We start from the raw sequence: 16,862 nt of genomic DNA on the forward strand, positions 1-16,862 counted from the left end.
CTAGGTGTATTGCCAAAATACATCGATCAAGAACGACTAACACGTTAGCGCCTTAGTCTTCCTTTTTTTGAGAAATGATATGTTAAAGACAATAAAGACTAAGATTATCACGACATACTCTTTGGTTATGATCGCGTTCACATCGACGCTTTTATTAACCACGTTTCTCACTGAACGTAATCGTGTACTGGATTTGGAGCTCGAAAAATCCATCGAAATATCAAGAATGCACGCCGAAATACTAGGCCACGAGTTCAGCCGATACATCACCATGTTGCAAATGGTGAGCTACAACCCCGAGATACAACTCAGAAATAAAGACAGCATCGATTTTCAATTAAAAAAATTACTGACGCTCGGCAAAGGTGACTTCATTAATGCCATTTATATCGATCAAGACCTCATGCTGACGGACGCAAATGGCAACACCAATAAGGTCACTCATCCTGCTTTTTTAAAGGCAGAGCAGTGGGCAGGAAAGGAATACAACATCAGCACGCCTGTGTTTAGCCGATTCGAGAAAAAGCCCGTTATTATCGTCGCGGTTCCAATTTTGAATAATTTGGAGCAATGGACAGGTACCATTGGCGTCGCCCTTCCGCTTAGCGCAATTACTAAAAAACTGTCTTTTATTAAATTAACCAAAGGCAGTTATGCTTGGTTAGCCGATTCGAATGGCATGATTGTCTCTCATCCAGACGAACGCTTTATTATGAAGGTGCAGCTGTCCACCACCAACAGTGATACCTTTCCTGGTTTCGGTGATATCGTGAAACGAACTCAGGTAGAAAGCCACGGCTATGGGCATTATTTAGACACCAGAATAAACGAATCCAAAGTGGTTACCTTCGCCAAAATCAGCAACTTGCCCGGCTGGAACTTATTCGTCACGACCAAAAAGTCTGAGGTGTTTCATGAGGTTTACGAAATACTCTCCAATGTGATCGTCACATCTGTTGTTTTGATGCTGATTTTTCTCTTATTAATCAATAGACTGTCTAGAAATCTTGTTCGGCCTTTGCTTCGTCTATCCAAACACGTCAAGGCATCCGTTAATGACAAACACCATCAATTTGATGTCATAGAATCCAACGATGAAATTGGCCAGTTATCCAAAGCCTTTGATGATGCCTTCAAAAAAATACACTCTCATACCGCGTATTTGGAAGAAGTGGTGAGCCGTCGTACACAAGAAATTCATTCGAAAAATGTGATTCTGAAAAGCCAAAACAAAGCACTGGAAGACATTGCCTCCTTAGACCCTCTTACCCATCTATATAACCGTCGCGCATTTAATGTCTTAATAGAAAAAGAAGTTCTCCATAATACAAAACACTCTCTACCACCGACCTTGGTGGTGTTAGACATTGACCATTTCAAAAAAATAAACGACCAATTTGGGCACGATGTGGGTGATGACATCTTGTGCCTTCTTGCCCATGAATTGTCGGAAACAAACCAAAGTGGAAATGACCATATCACCTGTCGATGGGGCGGAGAAGAATTTGTAATTCTCATACCCAACGCATCGAAAGATACGGTTTCAAGCTATATGACAGCGTTACAAGAAAAGATAGCAAACGCCAATTTTTCCCCGATTGAAAAGCTAACGTTTAGTGCTGGCGTTGCCACTATGTGGCCAGATGAGACGTTTAAAGAATGGTTCCAAAGAGCGGATAGAGCCATGTATGACGCAAAAGCCGCCGGTAGAGATAACTTCATTTGGGGTTAGCGCTGTCGGGTATGGCGCAGCTGATTGGGTATACATTGGCCGCGATTGGGCCGGTGATGATAGGCGCATTGTTCGACTGGCATCAATCTTGGACATTGCCCTTGTTTGTGATGTTAGCGATTTGTTTCGTGTGGTTAGTGTTAGGCTGGATCGCAAGCCCTAAGCCAAAACAATAAGCCGCAATTTCTCCCATTTAGTTTGGTAAAAAATCCCAGATCAGTTCTCTTCTTCTGTGATTTTTTGCTCCAATGGAACAGTCAACGTAAAAGTAGTACCCACACCAACCTCCGTTTCCACATCGATACGACCTCTCATCAATGTGTTTACCCATTGGCTGACTAAGTGTAGCCCCAGCCCCGTGTGTTTATTCGTGCGCCCTGTTGTGGCAAAAGGATCAAAAATCCGTTTTTTCATTTCAGGGGAAATTCCACGACCATTGTCTTTGAGCATCAGCACCAAATTGTCGGCGTCCTGTTTCGCAGTGAGCGTGATCAACCCTTTGTCCAATCGCTGAAATCCGTGGTCTAACGCGTTATCGATCAGATTTTGCAGTATTTGCGACATGATTCCCGGAAAACCCAACATTTTGATATTTTGCGGTACATCGATGTGTACTTTAATCTCTGGACGTTTTTTTAGCACAGGCTTGTAAGTGAACATAATGTCACTCACAACATTGTGAAAAAAGAAGGTTTGGGTTTCCTGCGCCGTTCGATCTGACACAATACGTTTGAAGCTTGAGACCACCTCCAGTGCTCGAAGAAGGTTTTTTTCGGCAATAGAAAGCGAATTGTTCATGCCTTCCGCTGCTTTTTTAGAGAGTAAATCCGACTCTTTATCCAGCCAAATTTTGCACGACGACAACGCCATTCTGACGCCGCCCAACGGTGTGTGCATTTCATGAGCCAGCCCTGCTACCATGAGTCCTAACGACGATAGCTTGCTGGTCTCGACCAATTCATCCTGCAAATCCACGAGTCGTGAATTGGTCAAACGCAGCTGCTGGTTTGCCAGCTCGGCTTGCTCTTTTTCTTGCTGAACCAATTTCAACAATCGATAGGTTTCGAATTGCGCTACGATTTGACGCCACACCAGCCAAGCAATTATCAAAAAACTGATACTCGCAATGGCCACAATGGTCGCAAGCATCGTTCTTTGCCATAGGGCGAATACTTCAGCGTGAGACTGGGCTACAAAATACAGTAACGGTACTTTTGTCCCCTCTTTCACCACTTCTTCTTCGTCTATATGTAGTTTTAGCAACCCCCATAATCGGTTGTCGTCGAAGATTCTTTCCAACCCATCGATGGCGTTTATTTCTTGCCAAATCTCAGGAAAGTGAGTCGCTATGTTAAATCGCGCATCTTGCAGGTAAAGAATACCGCCCCATTCAAGGCTCTTGTTGGACGACAGCATCCAGAATCCATTCGCGTCCAATATTTCCAAATTCACGCCATCTCCGCTGAACGAACGCATCAGCTCAAATAGCTTTGTCAGGTCATAATTGACCACCAGAATGCCGGGCATATTCCCGTCTATACGAACCACCCCACGAACCGTTGGTTGAAAGGGTCGCACAATTTCTTGATTTTCTATGTTGAGGTCAAGTGACGAGATGTAAACGGTGTTGTCTCCAACACGAGGGGCGTTTTTCACATAGCCTCGATCCGATTTGTCTTGCAGCTGAGACTCTGAAACACGGGTGATCACACCATCTTGGGCATTAATACGAACTAACTCCTGACCATTTGGCGCGATCCAGCGCACTTGTGAAATCAAGCGAGACGTCTGCGCAAAGCGACTAAATTCATCCGCAACTCGCACCTTCCAATCGTCACTCGATGCCATCTGGTCGGACGCTGGAGCCTGTTGAGATATCAGGCGGGCATTCACACTGTTGCGTAGTAGCAAGGTCACACGCTTAATATGGCCAATTTCTCGACTAAAAGCGCTCGCGCTACGTGACAACACCTCCGATTCAGTCCAAGCAAGCTGACTGATTTTATTGTCTAGAAAGTAACGGTAGCTGCCAAAGCTCAGTACAGTGATGAACACGGCAATGGCAGACATGCACATAAATATTTGCGTTTTCTTGCGTCCGAAATACTTTTTTAGTGTCATCGAATTATTGACCAGATTGAACCCAGTGAATGGTATTTTCCAAAGACATTGGCTTAGCAAACAAATAGCCTTGGCCGTTCTCACAACCTAGGCTTAGCAAATGCGCTTTTTGTTGTTCGGTCTCAATGCCTTCTGCAATAACACTCAAACCTAATATATTGCCCAATTCAATAATCATTTTCAGGATTTCAAAATCTTTTTCTGATTCTTCCATTTGCCACACAAAACTGTGGTCCACTTTTAACGTCGATACTGACAAAGTAGACAAATACGCTAGGGAAGAATACCCCGTGCCAAAGTCGTCAATATTCGTGTGCACGCCCAATGTTTTTAGCGCCGATAAATGCCTGTTTATGGTGGCTTTTTCATTAATCAATTGCGACTCAGTAATCTCTAATTCGATCAATTCAGCAGGCGCCTGCTCTTCTTCAAGAATCGTTTTAAAATTAGAAAAATAGTCTGGGCGGATAATTTCATTGCCCGCCACGTTCACCGAAATGGGCACATTGATACCAATCCCTTTAAGCGCTTTAATTGCTCGGCACGATTGACGCAACATTTGCCGATCTAACTTATCAATCAATCCACTGCTTTCAGCCAAAGAAATAAACAGCTCTGGTGAGACAAAACCGCGCGTCTTGTGTTCCCATCGCGCTAACGCTTCAAAGCCAATTAAGGCATTGTCTTTCAAGCTCACTTTGGGCTGGAAATACGCCACTATTTCATTGTTCAGAATCGCCTCTCGTAAATCTTGCAGTAGCTCATAACGGCCAAACATGGCAGAGGCCAATTCATTACTAAACGCCAGATACGCCACACCTTCGTATTTCGCTCTTGCCAACGTACTTTTTCCGACACTGATCAGTTGCTCTGGATTATAAGAAGAGAATTCGGAAAACTTTACTGAGCTGATGGTCAAATCAAGCGAGTGTGTGGCCTTTTCGACCTTAATATTGGTATGTATGATTCGTTCTAAAGAGGACTCGTTGTAGTCTTGGTTGTCGTAGACAACCAACATCAGGGTATCCCGTTCCAACAAAGCAATATCAGCGGTTTTATCAAAAAATTCATTTAGGTGATCATAAAGCGACAAAATAAGCTGATCGCAATATTTGGCTCCAAGCACCGATTCGGTGTACGCCAAATCATCTACGCAGACCATTAACAATGTGGCTTTTTCCCGCTCCCAAGACAACATGTTACGAATCTCACGTAACAGCCAGTTTTTGTTGTAAAGCCCTAAAATAGGGTCAACGTAAGCTAGCTCAGTAAGCTTGTTATGCAACGCCACATTCCGAAACCCTGCACCGATGTTTTCACAAAAAATTTGCAACAGGTTAATTTCATTTGCAGCCAATGCTCGATTCAATTTCACGACGACCATGTATTCTCGGCCATCCAATTCTTTATTCGAGAAATACAACACAGAAAAGCCTTCTAGGAAAACATGGCCTTTCTGTTTGCTCGCTTGCTCAATGGCCCCTTTAAGCATCTCCTCCTTACTGGCAACCGACAACAAATCTCGGTGCACATAGGATGAAAACTCCCCACTGGCCGCCACAATTCGAGCCCGCTCAATCAGATCGTCTTCGGTGTGAAGAAAACAGACAATGCCGCCACTGTTTATTTTTAGAAGTTGCCCTACCTCTTCTAGAATGGAGTGTGTGTATTCAACGATGTCGCTTTTTGAGGCGATTCTTTGACTGGAGGCCAATAGCAGTTGCATACCATGGCGTGCTTCCTTCATGTCGGAAAGGTGCTCCCACGTACGCAAATTACTCAGTACGATGGTTTGTAAATGCAACTGAGTCAGGTCTGCTTTGCACCAATAATCGTCAATATCATACTGATCAATTAAATCATCTACTGGCGCCATACCTGGCTGACCAGTAAGCAATACAATTCGCACCAGATCGTTCCCAATGACTTCTCTGATCGTGCGAATTAAACGCAAACCCGCCACATCGGTCTCCATCACCACATCTAAAAACATGACCGATACATCTGGATTTGCCGCGATGACAGTGGCGGCATCCGCCGCAGAAGAGGCGGTCAAAAACTCAACCTCTTTATTGTCGTAGTTCAACGCGCTTAAACCGTTAAGCAAGGCTTCTTGATAGTCTTGATCGTCTTCTACAGACAAGATTTTGCAATAGTGTCTGGGCGTAGGCGTCAGCAGTATTGGATTGTCATTAGAGGGTAAATCCATCTTCGTTTCCCTTCCATTTTTAATTTTTAGCGTAAATTAGAACCATGATTACATTCCGTTAAGCGTAGTGATATTTTTGAAAATTTCGTCAAAATTTAAGAATTTTTTTGTAACCAGGCATTCTCTTCAATTTGTATGACGTTATAAAGAATACACGCTATTGTCTTTACCAAGAACACACATTTGCTTCGTAGGTTTGTGATATAGTAAAACGTTGAAAAAGACATCGACAGGCGGATTAAAAAAACCCCATGGACAAACATAAAGGCAATTTATTCATTTTATCTGCGCCTTCTGGCGCCGGTAAATCGACCCTGTATAAGGCGCTGCTCAGCCAAGACAAACAGGTGCGCATTTCGATTTCTCACACTACTCGAGCACCGAGAACAGGCGAAGAAAACGGCCGAGAGTATTATTTCATTGATGATGAATCCTTTCTCGACATGATCGCCGAAGACGCGTTTTTTGAACACGCTCAAGTCTTTGATAATTATTACGGCACGTCGAAAGAATCGATTTTCGAAATGCTAGAACAAGGTTTAGATGTCATTCTAGAAATAGACTGGCAAGGCGCTCGTCAAATTCGCCAAATTTACCCTGAAGCCATCGGAATTTTCATTTTACCGCCGTCATTGCATGCCCTAGAAGAACGTCTAAAAAGCAGAGCAACCGACACCGAAGATGTTATTCAGCGCCGCATGGCAAAAGCGGTAAATGAAATGTCGCATTATCACGAATACGATTTTGTCATCGTAAATGACGATTTTGATGCAGCGCTTTCTCAAATGGCGTCAATTTTTATGGCAATGCGGGCAAAAACCCCTGTAATGCAAGAAAAAAATAGCAATCTTATAAATGATCTCTTGTCATTGTGAGAAGGCGTTAAGTAGAATTACCCTTGGAAAAATAGATAACCGAATACAGAGGTCAAAATGGCTCGAGTTACCGTAGAAGATTGTTTAGAAAACGTTGATAACCGCTTTGAATTAGTCATGGTGGCATCAAAACGCGCACGTCAACTTGCCACTGGTGGTGAAGACGCAAAAGTCCCTTTAGAAGGCGACAAATTGACAGTAGTTGCACTACGTGAAATAGCGGAAAATTTGATCAACGCAAAAAATGTTGATCTACAAAAACGCCCAATCCACGAGTTTTAATCTCCATGGTGTCGCTCATAGCACAGCTGTCGCACTTCTTTTTTGCCTTAGTGAGGTGAGCGATGTATACCGTTGAAGATTTAGCCCTGACCTTGAGTCAGTATTTACCTTACGACCAAGTCGCCAAGGTAAAACGCGCCTATTATTATGCCGAGCAAGCCCACGACGGGCAGCGGCGTAAAAGTGGCGAGCCCTATGTCACCCATCCTCTCGCTGTCGCTGAAATTCTATCTGAACTTCGGATGGATTGTGATGGATTGACCGCGGCACTTCTGCACGACGTCATTGAAGATACAGGTATCAGCCGTGAAGCACTCACTAAACAGTTTGGTGAAGGCGTTGCAGGTCTGGTAGATGGTGTTAGTAAACTGACCCACCTTGAATTCAATAGCCAGATCGAAAAACAAGCGCATAATTTCCAAAAAATGGCGATGGCCATGGCCGATGACATTCGCGTCATTTTGGTGAAATTGGCCGATCGATTACACAACATGCGTACACTCGACGCGATGCCTGCTCATAAAAAGCGCCGTATTGCTCGTGAAACCTTAGACATTTACGCTCCGATCGCAAACCGCTTAGGAATGTACAACGTCAGGGTCGATTTAGAATCCCTTGCCTTTCAAGCGTATTACCCGATGCGGGCGCGCATGTTACAACGCGCCATTCATAAAAAATATGGCCAGCAGCGCATCAAAGACACGGAAAAGCTGGAAGACACCATTCGATCTGAACTGGCCGCCGACTATATCGAAGCCAGCATCAGTGTTCGTGAAAAACACATTTACAGCATTTATCAAAAGATGGACAAGAAACGCCGATCTTTGGATGAAATCATGGACGTTATGGGTGTTCGAATTGTCACCGATCGTCATGACAGCTGTTATCGAATTCTTGGCGTTATCCACGCCCTTTTCAAACCCATTGAAGGCCGCTTCAAAGACTACATTGCCGTACCAAAATCCAACGGATACCAATCGCTTCACACCACGGTATTAGGCACCAACGGCATTCCAATGGAAGTGCAAATTCGCACAGCAGAAATGGATCTCGTCGCCAACAATGGCATTGCGGCTCATTGGGCTTACAAAGTGAGTGGCTCTTCCAATATTCCAAGTAACCATGACCGCGCGACAAAATGGGTCAAAAGCTTGTTGGAAATCCAACAAAAAGCACGAAATCCAATCGAATTTGTTGATAACGTCAAAAGCGATTTATTCCCAGATGAGGTGTATGTTTTCACACCCAATGGCCAAATCATCGAATTACCTTCTGGTGCCACACCGGTGGATTTCGCTTATGGCGTTCACACAGAAATCGGCAACACTTGTATTTCCTGTCGTATAAACCGACGCCTTGCACCACTCAGCACGCAATTAGAAAGTGGGCAAACCGTCGAAATCATTACCGCTAAGAACGCTCAACCAAATGTGGCTTGGCTAAGTTTTGCTATTACGGGTAAAGCACGCACAAACATTCGCCACTACCTAAAAGACAAGCAACGCGAAAATGCCATTGCAATTGGCCATCGTCTACTCACGCGCTCACTGAACGCGTTCAAAACCAACATTGATGAATTGACCACAGAGCAAATTACTCAAGTGTTAGGCAATCATCAGCTGGGCTCGCTGGACGATCTATTAGAATCCATCGGCAAAGGCCGCCATGTCGGTTATTTAGTGGCACGTGAATTGTTCCCGAATATCGATGAAGACACCTTGATCACGCCAAAATCCTTCAAGGTCAATGGCTCCGAAGGTATGCTGATTTCCTACGCGAAATGCTGTGCACCTATTCCTGGCGACCCCATTGTCGGTTATGTTCAAGTCGATAAAGGCATTGTGATTCATCATCTGAATTGTCCGAATGTTCAAGACCATCTTTCCAGCCCTGAACGCTTTATTCATATGTCTTGGGGCAAGGAAATTGAAGAAGAACTGCACATTAGCCTAATCGTTTCATACATCAATGAACGTGGCGCCGTGGCAAAAATTGCCAGCTCGATCAGTGACACCGATTTTCAAGTGTCCAATCTCGATATCATCGAGCGCGGGCGAGTCAGTCGTTTACGCTTAAGTATCACCATTTCCAGTCGTGTTGGTTTGGCCGATGTCATGCGCCGCATTAAAGCGGTTCGCTGTGTGGAAAAAGTAACGCGCGAAACCATCGTCGGGCGCTAGTTCGCCTGAATTCACCCTTTTATTTACCTCTTCTCGAAAAGGATACTCATTATGTCAAAACAAGTGATTCACACTGAAAATGCGCCAGCGGCGATCGGCCCTTACTCTCAAGCGGTTCGCGCAGGCAACACGGTCTATTTATCTGGTCAAATTCCTTTGGTACCAGAAACCATGGAAGTGATCAGCGAAGACATCGTTGAACAAACCACGCAAGTATTCAAAAACCTACAAGCGGTGTGTGAAGCGGCGGGTGGTTCATTGGAGAACGTTGTAAAATTCAACATTTTCATGACTGACTTAGGCAACTTCGCCACCGTAAACGAAGTGATGACTCAATTCGTAAAACAACCTTATCCTGCTCGCGCTGCCATGGGCGTTCGTGCATTGCCTAAAGGCGTTCAAGTTGAAATCGAAGGCATTATGGTATTAGAAGACTAATCTCTTCACTGTACTTTGTGTCTAACAAAAAAAGAGGCTTCGGCCTCTTTTTTTATGCGCTGAATCGCTCTTTTATGAGGCAGAAAGAAACGCTTTTATCAATGCGTGATAACCCGCCACATAACTGGGGTAACGCAATACCCAACCTTGTGAAAACAAATATTGTCCTTGGATGCGTTTCCCCGATGTCGGAACGAATTGCGTATTGTCATTCACGGCGACGTTGACGCCTAAGCATGTCGCCAGCCAGAGCTTTACTTCCCACATGGAAACCGGTGTTTGATCGGTCACAATCACGTGTTGAGGCAAGGTCTTGTCAGTCAACGCACACTGCGCCAACAAAACCAGTGCCGACACAACGTCGTCCCGATGAATGCGGTTGGTCCAGCTGTTTGCTTGCCACGAATCTTCACTCTGTACTTTTTCTAATAAGCGAAAACGCCCAGCCCCATAAATGCCTGAGCAGCGCACCGCGACACTGGGTAACGCGGCCGACAGTGCCATTTCGGTTTCAAGGAGAACTTTTGCCGTCACCGACTCCGGCTGAGCCAGTGTGGTTTCATCGATCCATTCGCCTTGGCTTTGTCCGTACACACTGGTGCTGGAAATGAAAAATACTGTTGGCGGCTTGGCCGTGGACTGATATCGACGAATCAAAACCTGAGCCGTATCAAAATACGCCGCTCGATAAGACGCTTCGTTACGGCCATTTGGCGTCATGATCAAAAAAATAAGATCGGCGTCTGGCAGCATGTCATCGCCCATCTCGACAAGATCACCCGTTAGGCCGTTTACGCCGTCAGGGAAATCCCTTTTCGTACGTCGAATGCCCGTCACCGTGTGCCCTTGCGCGACCAATTCCGTCGCCAAACCGGCCCCCAAATCACCACAACCCGCGATCAGTACCTTTGCCATTCAATCTCTCCAACAGCGCACAAGTCGTGCAAAATTCGTGTAACGAGTATACTTTATCAAATTATGTATTATCATAGTTATTAACAATGAATCAGCCTAGGTAAATGGTGCGCTATGACATTAACGGAATTGAAATACATTGTAATGTTGGCAGACGAGAAACATTTTGGTCGAGCCGCAGAGCGTTGCTATGTATCACAACCTACATTAAGCGTCGCGGTGAAAAAGCTAGAAGAAGAGCTTGGCACCGCGATTTTTGAACGCAGTAAAAGTTCGGTTTATGTCACGCCATTGGGTGAGCAAATCATTACGCAAGCCAAGCGGGTACTGGATCAAGCTAACGTGATTAAAGAGCTCGCAGCCTCAGGAAAAAACCAATTAAAAGGCCCGCTTAAAGTCGGTGCTATTTTTACCATTGCGCCCTATTTGTTTCCTTTTATGATTCCTTCTTTGAATAAAATGGCGTCTGGCATGCCATTGATTATTGAAGAAGACCTCACCGAGCATTTACGCCCTAAGCTTCGTAATGGCGAATTGGATGCGATTATCGTCGCGCTGCCATTTCGTGAACCGGATGTGGTCACACAGCCCATTTACGAAGAAGAGTTTGTCGTGCTGATGCCCAAAAATCACCCTTGGAGCAAGCTTGAAAGCATAGAAACCGATCAGCTTTCTACCGATAACCTGTTGTTACTCGGCAAAGGCCATTGTTTTAGTGAGCAAGTACTAGAAGCGTGCCCGCTTGTAACGGAAAGTTCTTATAACGATGGCCGTACGATCGTCAATGGCAGTTCATTAGAAACCATTCGGTATATGGTGGCGTCTGGGTTAGGCGTCACGGTGTTGCCCAAATCGGCAGTGACCAATATTGATCGCAGCTTATTAGAAGTGCGCCCTTTTACAGCGCCTGCACCAAAACGTACTGTGGCACTGGCATGGCGTGTCAGCTTTCCTAGACCGAAAGCCATTGAAGCCGTTAGCCAATCCATTCGCGATGCGTGCAAACACCTGAATCTATAGAGACCAACATGATCGACGGATTAGACACGCAAGATGTTCGCGACCTAAAAGGCGTGGGAAATGCAATGGCCGAGAAATTGGCCAAACTCCACCTGAACACCGTCCAAGATTTGCTGTTCCATTTGCCTATTCGTTATCAAGACAGAACCCGTGTTGTGCCAATAGGCATGCTTCGATTTGGGGACGAGGCGGTAATTGAAGGGCAAGTCACAGGCTGTGAAATCAAAATGGGCAAACGCCGCAGTCTACTCTGTCGAATCAAAGACCACACAGGCACGTTGTGTTTGCGCTTTTTTCATTTCTCCGCCGCACAAAAGAAACAATTGGAAACTGGCAAGCGCATCCGTTGTTTTGGCGAAATCCGTCGTGGCAGTTCGGGCTTTGAAATATATCACCCTGAGTATCAGATCATCGGCGACGACGCGTCACAAGAGGAATCTTCTCAGCTCACGCCCATTTATCCGCTCACAGAAGGATTAACGCAAACGAAAATCCGTCAGCTCTGCGAACAGGCTTTAGAGCGTTTAACGCCTTATAACCTTAAGGAATGGCTACCGGACGAGATTCGTGAGCAGTTTCGCTTACCACCATTGAGCGATGCCATTTTATTCTTACATCATCCGTCAAGAGACGCCGATTTAGAGCAGCTACGATCTGGCTGTCATCCTGCGCAATACCGATTGTCGTTTGAAGAACTCATGGCGCATCAGTTGTCTCTCATTGGCAAACGCGTAAAAGCAAAACAAGACGTGGCGATTCAAGTACCGGCCGCAGGCGCATTGAGCCAGGCACTGTTACAACAGCTGCCTTTTTCACCCACCAATGCTCAGCAGCGTGTTTTTCAAGAAATTCTCACGGACCTCAATACAGGTCACCCTATGCTGCGTTTAGTGCAAGGTGATGTAGGTTCAGGGAAAACACTCGTTGCCGCGCTCGCAGCCGCGTCCGTTGTTCAGGCAGGCTATCAAGTCGCGATTATGGCTCCAACTGAAATTTTAGCTGAGCAGCACTACATCAATTTTACCCAATGGTTTGAACCTCTTGGCCTTAAAGTCGCTTGGATGACAGGCAAACTCAAAGGTAAGATTCGAGAAAAAGAACGCGCCGACATCGCGTCTGGCGCAGCGCAAATTGTGGTTGGTACACATGCGCTCTTTCAAGACGCGATCGAATTTGACCGCTTGGCTCTGGCCATCATCGACGAACAACATCGTTTCGGGGTGCACCAGCGGATGGCATTGCGCGAGAAAGGCATGAAACATGGCTTTCAGCCACACCAACTCATCATGACCGCCACGCCGATCCCTCGAACCCTCGCCATGTCTGCGTACGCGGACTTAGACTGTTCGATTATTGACGAGCTTCCGCCAGGCCGAACGCCAGTCAATACGATTGTGGTCTCCGATCAACGCCGACAAGAAGTCATTGATCGGGTAAAAAGCGGCTGCGAAGAAGGCAAGCAGGCCTATTGGGTTTGTACTCTCATTGAAGAATCCGAAGCACTGCAATGCCAAGCCGCAGAAGACACCGCGATTTTATTGCAAGAACAGCTGGGGAATTTAACGATTGGTTTGGTGCATGGTCGACTAAAGGCGCAAGAAAAAGCCGACATCATGGCAAAGTTTAAAGCAGGCGACATTCAGCTGTTGGTGGCGACTACCGTGATCGAAGTCGGCGTCGATGTTCCTAATTCCAGCTTAATGGTAATCGAGAACCCGGAAAGGCTGGGATTGGCTCAGCTGCATCAGTTACGCGGCCGCGTTGGTCGAGGAAAGGAAGCCAGCCATTGTGTGTTGCTTTATAAAGCGCCTTTAGGCCAACAAGGCAAAGAGCGACTGTCTACCATGAGAGAGACCAGCGACGGTTTCAAAATTGCGGAAAAAGACCTTGAACTACGTGGCCCAGGTGAATTGCTTGGTACAAGGCAAACTGGCCTTTGGGAATTTAAAGTGGCCGACCTACAGCGTGATAAAGGCTTACTGGATGACGTCCAAAAAGCCGCAGCGCTTCTGCATAGCCGTTACCCTGACCGTATTTCGCCCCTATTATCACGATGGTTGCCAAATCATGATCAATACTTGAATGTCTAACCCTTCCCTCTAGGAGCCTTTTTATTTGCTTGCACATGAACAACTTTTGATCAAGAATTCACAGAGTCATCAAGCGTATCGGTTATTGTTGAAATTTAAGATTCTCCTTTTTAATGGATACACAATAAGGAATGGGCATGATCAGTGGAAACCAAGCGATTCAAAATACAGGCCTAACTTTGCAAGGTTGTGGTTATAAGATCGACAACGATCGTGTCACGATATCCATTCAGCGCATAGCCAATGATCGAGACGGTGGAAACCTCAGTGGCACTTTGTGCCTGCAGTTATGTGCATTCGAGCAATATACTGAACGTCAAGTTGAAGCCATATTGGCGTCGACAACCATTGGGGAAATAAAAGGCCAGCATTGCCTTGTTGGTTGTGACTACGATTTAATTTTCCAACCGCCAGCGGCAGGGGCCTGGCAATTCAGCCTACAACTTTGTGAATGGGATGGGGTTGCTTACACACTGTGTGACACCGTTTATTTCGACCTTTTTTATCAGGTGCCTGTCACACAAGCAGAAACCACAACCCAGCTTGACAACCCAATAACGCAAAGCCTGACACCTTCGCCAAAAGCACCAACAGAAAAAAAAGGCGTAAAAAAAAACACCATTGGTTACTCCAATGGCTATGTCGCCATTAATAAGTCAAAGGTGGAGAAGCTTCTAAACGTGAAGGGTGTGCCTAAAAAAGTACTGGGGAAACTGGCTGCCGAGCGTCCTTTTCATTCGGAAAAGGCGGTTCTCAATGTCAAAGGAATGGGGCCAGCAATGTTAAGTAAAGTCCTCGCTGAATTAACGAAATAACGAGGCCGTACGCAACATCAATTCAAGCCCATAGTCCGTATTACTCTATGGAATATTAACCACTGTCGTACTTTTCACTTCTTCCATGGCCACATAAGTACGCGACTCTCGTACGTGAGGCAGCGTCAATAGCGTTTCGCCTAACAGAAGACGATAGGTGTCCATATTCGATACACGAGCCTTAAGAAGGTATTCAAAATCCCCCGCAATCAGGTGACATTCTAAAATTTCAGGAATTTCCGCCACTGCGGTTTTGAATTCGTTAAAACCTTCTGGTGATGTTGTTTTGAGGCGTATTTCGACAAAAACAAGTAACCCTGCGTCAACTTTCTTCGGGTTTACCAAAGCACAATAACCCGTAATGTAACCATTGCGCTCTAAACGACGCACCCGTTCTAAACAAGGAGTGGCACTTAATCCTACTCGACTCGCCAATTCAACATTCGATAAACGGCCATTTATCTGCAGTTCACGTAGAATTTTTTTATCTAGGCGATCAAGCGGTTTTGCTGAGTTATCCATCTGATGTGGATCTCCTTACATGACTTCAATTGATGCTTAAGTCTACCATGCAGATTACAAATTATGGAAAGCGCTTTATTCAATATATTTCATACGGTTATTTGAATGGATTACAAAAAAGCACCAAAATGTTGCGAAAAACTATTTCTGCACAAAATAGGACGCATTCGGCAAAAAAACGCACCACACCTGTGCGCCAGCGAGGGTTGATACCCGCTACAACCCTTACCCTCAGCGACTTTGAAAAAAGTAACGCTTTTTAGAAAAAACACCAAATGCTCGTCTTGACTAATCTAAAAGTGCAAACAATGAGTACGCAACAACGCTACGCAGTCATTTTCTCCTTGACTCCACCTTCAAAGAGTAATTCTATAGGGGGATGTGATGACCTTTGTAGAGGAATCATCTACATATTCCAAACAACAAGAATAATTAAATGTTGGCATTAACTTTGCTTTGATAAATCAATCAGATTTTAGGATCTGTTATTTAAAGTTCAGCAATATAACAACATATATAAAAACGCCTGGGAGGCTCAATATAATGAAATCGAATGTCGGTAAACTACTGTCTACTGCTGCAATCGCCGCCACTATCAGTGCTGGTGCAGCCGCATCTACTCTTGAAGATGTAAAAGCAAAAGGTTTTGTTCAATGTGGTGTGAGCCAAGGCGTACCTGGTTTCTCAAATGCTGATTCAAGTGGTAACTGGACTGGTATCGATGTTGACGCTTGTCGCGCAACAGCAGCTGCTATCTTCGGCGATGCTCAGAAAGTTAAATTCACTCCTCTTTCTGCAAAAGAACGTTTCACAGCGCTACAGTCTGGTGAAATCGACGTTCTTTCTCGTAACACGACGTGGACTTACACTCGTGACACGTCTCTTGGTCTAGACTTCACTGCCGTTAACTTCTACGACGGTCAAGGCTTCATGGCTCGTAAAGATCTGGGTGTTACTTCTGCCCTAGACCTTGACGGTGCAACCGTTTGTACAGAACAAGGTACAACGACTGAATTGAACATGGCTGACTTCTTCCGTAAGCACAAATTGTCTTACGTTCCAGTTGTTGTTCAAAAAGCAGACGAAGCACTAGCAGCATACGCTTCTGGTCGTTGTGATGTATTCACAACAGATAAGTCTGGTCTAGCAGCTCACCGTTCTAAACTAGCGGATCCAAGCGCTCACATCATTCTTGATGAAACAATCTCTAAAGAACCTCTAGGTCCTGTTGTGCGTCATGGCGACAACCAGTGGAAAGATATTGTGACTTGGGCAATGTTTGTACAGGTTAATGCTGAAGAAATGGGCATTTCCTCTAAAAACGTCGCTAAGATCAAAAGCGAAACAAATGATCCAGGTATCAAACGTTTACTAGGCGCTGAAGGCGACATGGGTGCTCAACTAGGCCTTCCTGCTGAATGGGCTTACAGCATCATCGCTGAAGTAGGTAACTACGGCGAAGTGTTTGAACGTAACGTTGGACCATCTACTCCAGTAGGTCTTCCACGTGGTATTAACAAATTATGGACTGACGGTGGTGTAATGTACGCGCCACCAGTACGTTAATACCTAAAAGCTACCTGCTTCGGGTATTTACCCAGCGGCTCTAAAATAGAGCCGCTGTGTTTTTCCCCCCTTCCTTACACATCTGACGAGCATTTCA

At 45.3% G+C, this 16,862-nt stretch carries 14 protein-coding genes; 10 read left to right on the forward strand and 4 right to left on the reverse strand.

Translation table 11 applies throughout. From position 1 onward, the window contains the following. Positions 1 to 79 precede the first annotated feature (79 nt). Both D104_RS29320 and D104_RS37330 read left to right on the forward strand, forming a co-directional pair. Complete coding sequence (locus tag D104_RS29320) at positions 80 to 1,732, forward strand: sensor domain-containing diguanylate cyclase (protein WP_031214938.1); 1,653 nt, start codon at positions 80 to 82, stop codon at positions 1,730 to 1,732. A gap of 11 nt (positions 1,733 to 1,743) precedes the next feature. After that, positions 1,744 to 1,908: a hypothetical protein gene (locus D104_RS37330; RefSeq protein WP_024024210.1), complete on the forward strand. Its 165-nt coding sequence runs from the start codon at positions 1,744 to 1,746 to the stop codon at positions 1,906 to 1,908. A 40-nt stretch (positions 1,909 to 1,948) separates the two neighbouring features. On the opposite strand, the gene D104_RS0118890 is transcribed toward D104_RS37330, so the two are convergent. Then, complete coding sequence (locus D104_RS0118890) at positions 1,949 to 3,853, reverse strand: sensor histidine kinase (RefSeq protein ID WP_031214939.1); 1,905 nt, start codon at positions 3,851 to 3,853, stop codon at positions 1,949 to 1,951. A gap of 4 nt (positions 3,854 to 3,857) precedes the next feature. Then, positions 3,858 to 6,062, reverse strand: coding sequence for an EAL domain-containing protein (locus D104_RS29325; protein ID WP_024024211.1), 2,205 nt, complete (start codon positions 6,060 to 6,062; stop codon positions 3,858 to 3,860). Positions 6,063 to 6,313: 251 nt separating this feature from the next. Between D104_RS29325 and gmk the strand changes: the two genes are divergently transcribed. The 4 genes from gmk to D104_RS29345 all read left to right on the forward strand — a co-directional run bounded on the left by gmk (position 6,314) and on the right by D104_RS29345 (position 9,837). Further along, a complete protein-coding gene (gene gmk / locus D104_RS29330; protein ID WP_024024212.1) occupies positions 6,314 to 6,937 on the forward strand; it encodes a guanylate kinase in 624 nt (207 codons plus the stop codon). Between the two features lie 57 nt (positions 6,938 to 6,994). Next, a complete protein-coding gene (gene rpoZ / locus D104_RS29335; protein ID WP_024024213.1) occupies positions 6,995 to 7,219 on the forward strand; it encodes a DNA-directed RNA polymerase subunit omega in 225 nt (74 codons plus the stop codon). A 62-nt stretch (positions 7,220 to 7,281) separates the two neighbouring features. Further along, on the forward strand, positions 7,282 to 9,399 hold the full coding sequence (locus D104_RS29340; RefSeq protein ID WP_024024214.1) for a RelA/SpoT family protein: 2,118 nt from the start codon (positions 7,282 to 7,284) through the stop codon (positions 9,397 to 9,399). A gap of 51 nt (positions 9,400 to 9,450) precedes the next feature. Further along, complete coding sequence (locus tag D104_RS29345; protein ID WP_024024215.1) at positions 9,451 to 9,837, forward strand: RidA family protein; 387 nt, start codon at positions 9,451 to 9,453, stop codon at positions 9,835 to 9,837. Positions 9,838 to 9,909: 72 nt separating this feature from the next. Here the strand turns inward: D104_RS29345 and D104_RS29350 are convergent, their stop codons facing one another. After that, positions 9,910 to 10,752, reverse strand: coding sequence for an NAD-dependent epimerase/dehydratase family protein (locus D104_RS29350; RefSeq protein ID WP_024024216.1), 843 nt, complete (start codon positions 10,750 to 10,752; stop codon positions 9,910 to 9,912). Positions 10,753 to 10,866: 114 nt separating this feature from the next. Between D104_RS29350 and D104_RS29355 the strand changes: the two genes are divergently transcribed. The 3 genes from D104_RS29355 to D104_RS29365 all read left to right on the forward strand — a co-directional run bounded on the left by D104_RS29355 (position 10,867) and on the right by D104_RS29365 (position 14,677). Next, positions 10,867 to 11,772 (forward strand): hydrogen peroxide-inducible genes activator, encoded by a 906-nt coding sequence (locus D104_RS29355; protein ID WP_024024217.1) that lies wholly within the window; start codon positions 10,867 to 10,869, stop codon positions 11,770 to 11,772. A gap of 8 nt (positions 11,773 to 11,780) precedes the next feature. Beyond that, on the forward strand, positions 11,781 to 13,862 hold the full coding sequence (recG, locus tag D104_RS29360) for an ATP-dependent DNA helicase RecG (protein ID WP_024024218.1): 2,082 nt from the start codon (positions 11,781 to 11,783) through the stop codon (positions 13,860 to 13,862). A gap of 137 nt (positions 13,863 to 13,999) precedes the next feature. Continuing rightward, positions 14,000 to 14,677, forward strand: a complete 678-nt coding sequence (locus D104_RS29365; protein ID WP_024024219.1) for a hypothetical protein — start codon at positions 14,000 to 14,002, stop codon at positions 14,675 to 14,677. A gap of 45 nt (positions 14,678 to 14,722) precedes the next feature. Here D104_RS29365 and lrp read toward each other — a convergent pair whose 3' ends face one another. Next, positions 14,723 to 15,199, reverse strand: a complete 477-nt coding sequence (lrp, locus tag D104_RS29370) for a leucine-responsive transcriptional regulator Lrp (RefSeq protein ID WP_024024220.1) — start codon at positions 15,197 to 15,199, stop codon at positions 14,723 to 14,725. Positions 15,200 to 15,742: 543 nt separating this feature from the next. On the opposite strand from lrp, the gene D104_RS29375 reads away from it, so the two are divergent. Next, a complete protein-coding gene (locus D104_RS29375) occupies positions 15,743 to 16,765 on the forward strand; it encodes an amino acid ABC transporter substrate-binding protein (RefSeq protein WP_024024221.1) in 1,023 nt (340 codons plus the stop codon). Positions 16,766 to 16,862 lie beyond the last annotated feature (97 nt).

It is taken from the genome of Marinomonas profundimaris, assembly GCF_000508165.1.
Lineage (GTDB): Bacteria > Pseudomonadota > Gammaproteobacteria > Pseudomonadales > Marinomonadaceae > Marinomonas > Marinomonas profundimaris.

What these genes read in the sequence shown, in the direction of transcription:
- D104_RS29365 (WP_024024219.1), top strand. Translation starts at nt 14,000, where the DNA reads ATGATCAGTGGAAACCAAGCGATTCAAAATACAGGCCTAACTTTGCAA.
- gmk (WP_024024212.1), top strand. Translation starts at nt 6,314, where the DNA reads ATGGACAAACATAAAGGCAATTTATTCATTTTATCTGCGCCTTCTGGC.
- D104_RS37330 (WP_024024210.1), top strand. Translation starts at nt 1,744, where the DNA reads ATGGCGCAGCTGATTGGGTATACATTGGCCGCGATTGGGCCGGTGATG.
- D104_RS29340 (WP_024024214.1), top strand. Translation starts at nt 7,282, where the DNA reads ATGTATACCGTTGAAGATTTAGCCCTGACCTTGAGTCAGTATTTACCT.
- D104_RS29375 (WP_024024221.1), top strand. Translation starts at nt 15,743, where the DNA reads ATGAAATCGAATGTCGGTAAACTACTGTCTACTGCTGCAATCGCCGCC.
- D104_RS29325 (WP_024024211.1), bottom strand. Translation starts at nt 6,062, where the DNA reads ATGGATTTACCCTCTAATGACAATCCAATACTGCTGACGCCTACGCCC.
- rpoZ (WP_024024213.1), top strand. Translation starts at nt 6,995, where the DNA reads ATGGCTCGAGTTACCGTAGAAGATTGTTTAGAAAACGTTGATAACCGC.
- D104_RS29355 (WP_024024217.1), top strand. Translation starts at nt 10,867, where the DNA reads ATGACATTAACGGAATTGAAATACATTGTAATGTTGGCAGACGAGAAA.
- D104_RS29345 (WP_024024215.1), top strand. Translation starts at nt 9,451, where the DNA reads ATGTCAAAACAAGTGATTCACACTGAAAATGCGCCAGCGGCGATCGGC.
- D104_RS29320 (WP_031214938.1), top strand. Translation starts at nt 80, where the DNA reads ATGTTAAAGACAATAAAGACTAAGATTATCACGACATACTCTTTGGTT.
- D104_RS0118890 (WP_031214939.1), bottom strand. Translation starts at nt 3,853, where the DNA reads ATGACACTAAAAAAGTATTTCGGACGCAAGAAAACGCAAATATTTATG.
- recG (WP_024024218.1), top strand. Translation starts at nt 11,781, where the DNA reads ATGATCGACGGATTAGACACGCAAGATGTTCGCGACCTAAAAGGCGTG.
- lrp (WP_024024220.1), bottom strand. Translation starts at nt 15,199, where the DNA reads ATGGATAACTCAGCAAAACCGCTTGATCGCCTAGATAAAAAAATTCTA.
- D104_RS29350 (WP_024024216.1), bottom strand. Translation starts at nt 10,752, where the DNA reads ATGGCAAAGGTACTGATCGCGGGTTGTGGTGATTTGGGGGCCGGTTTG.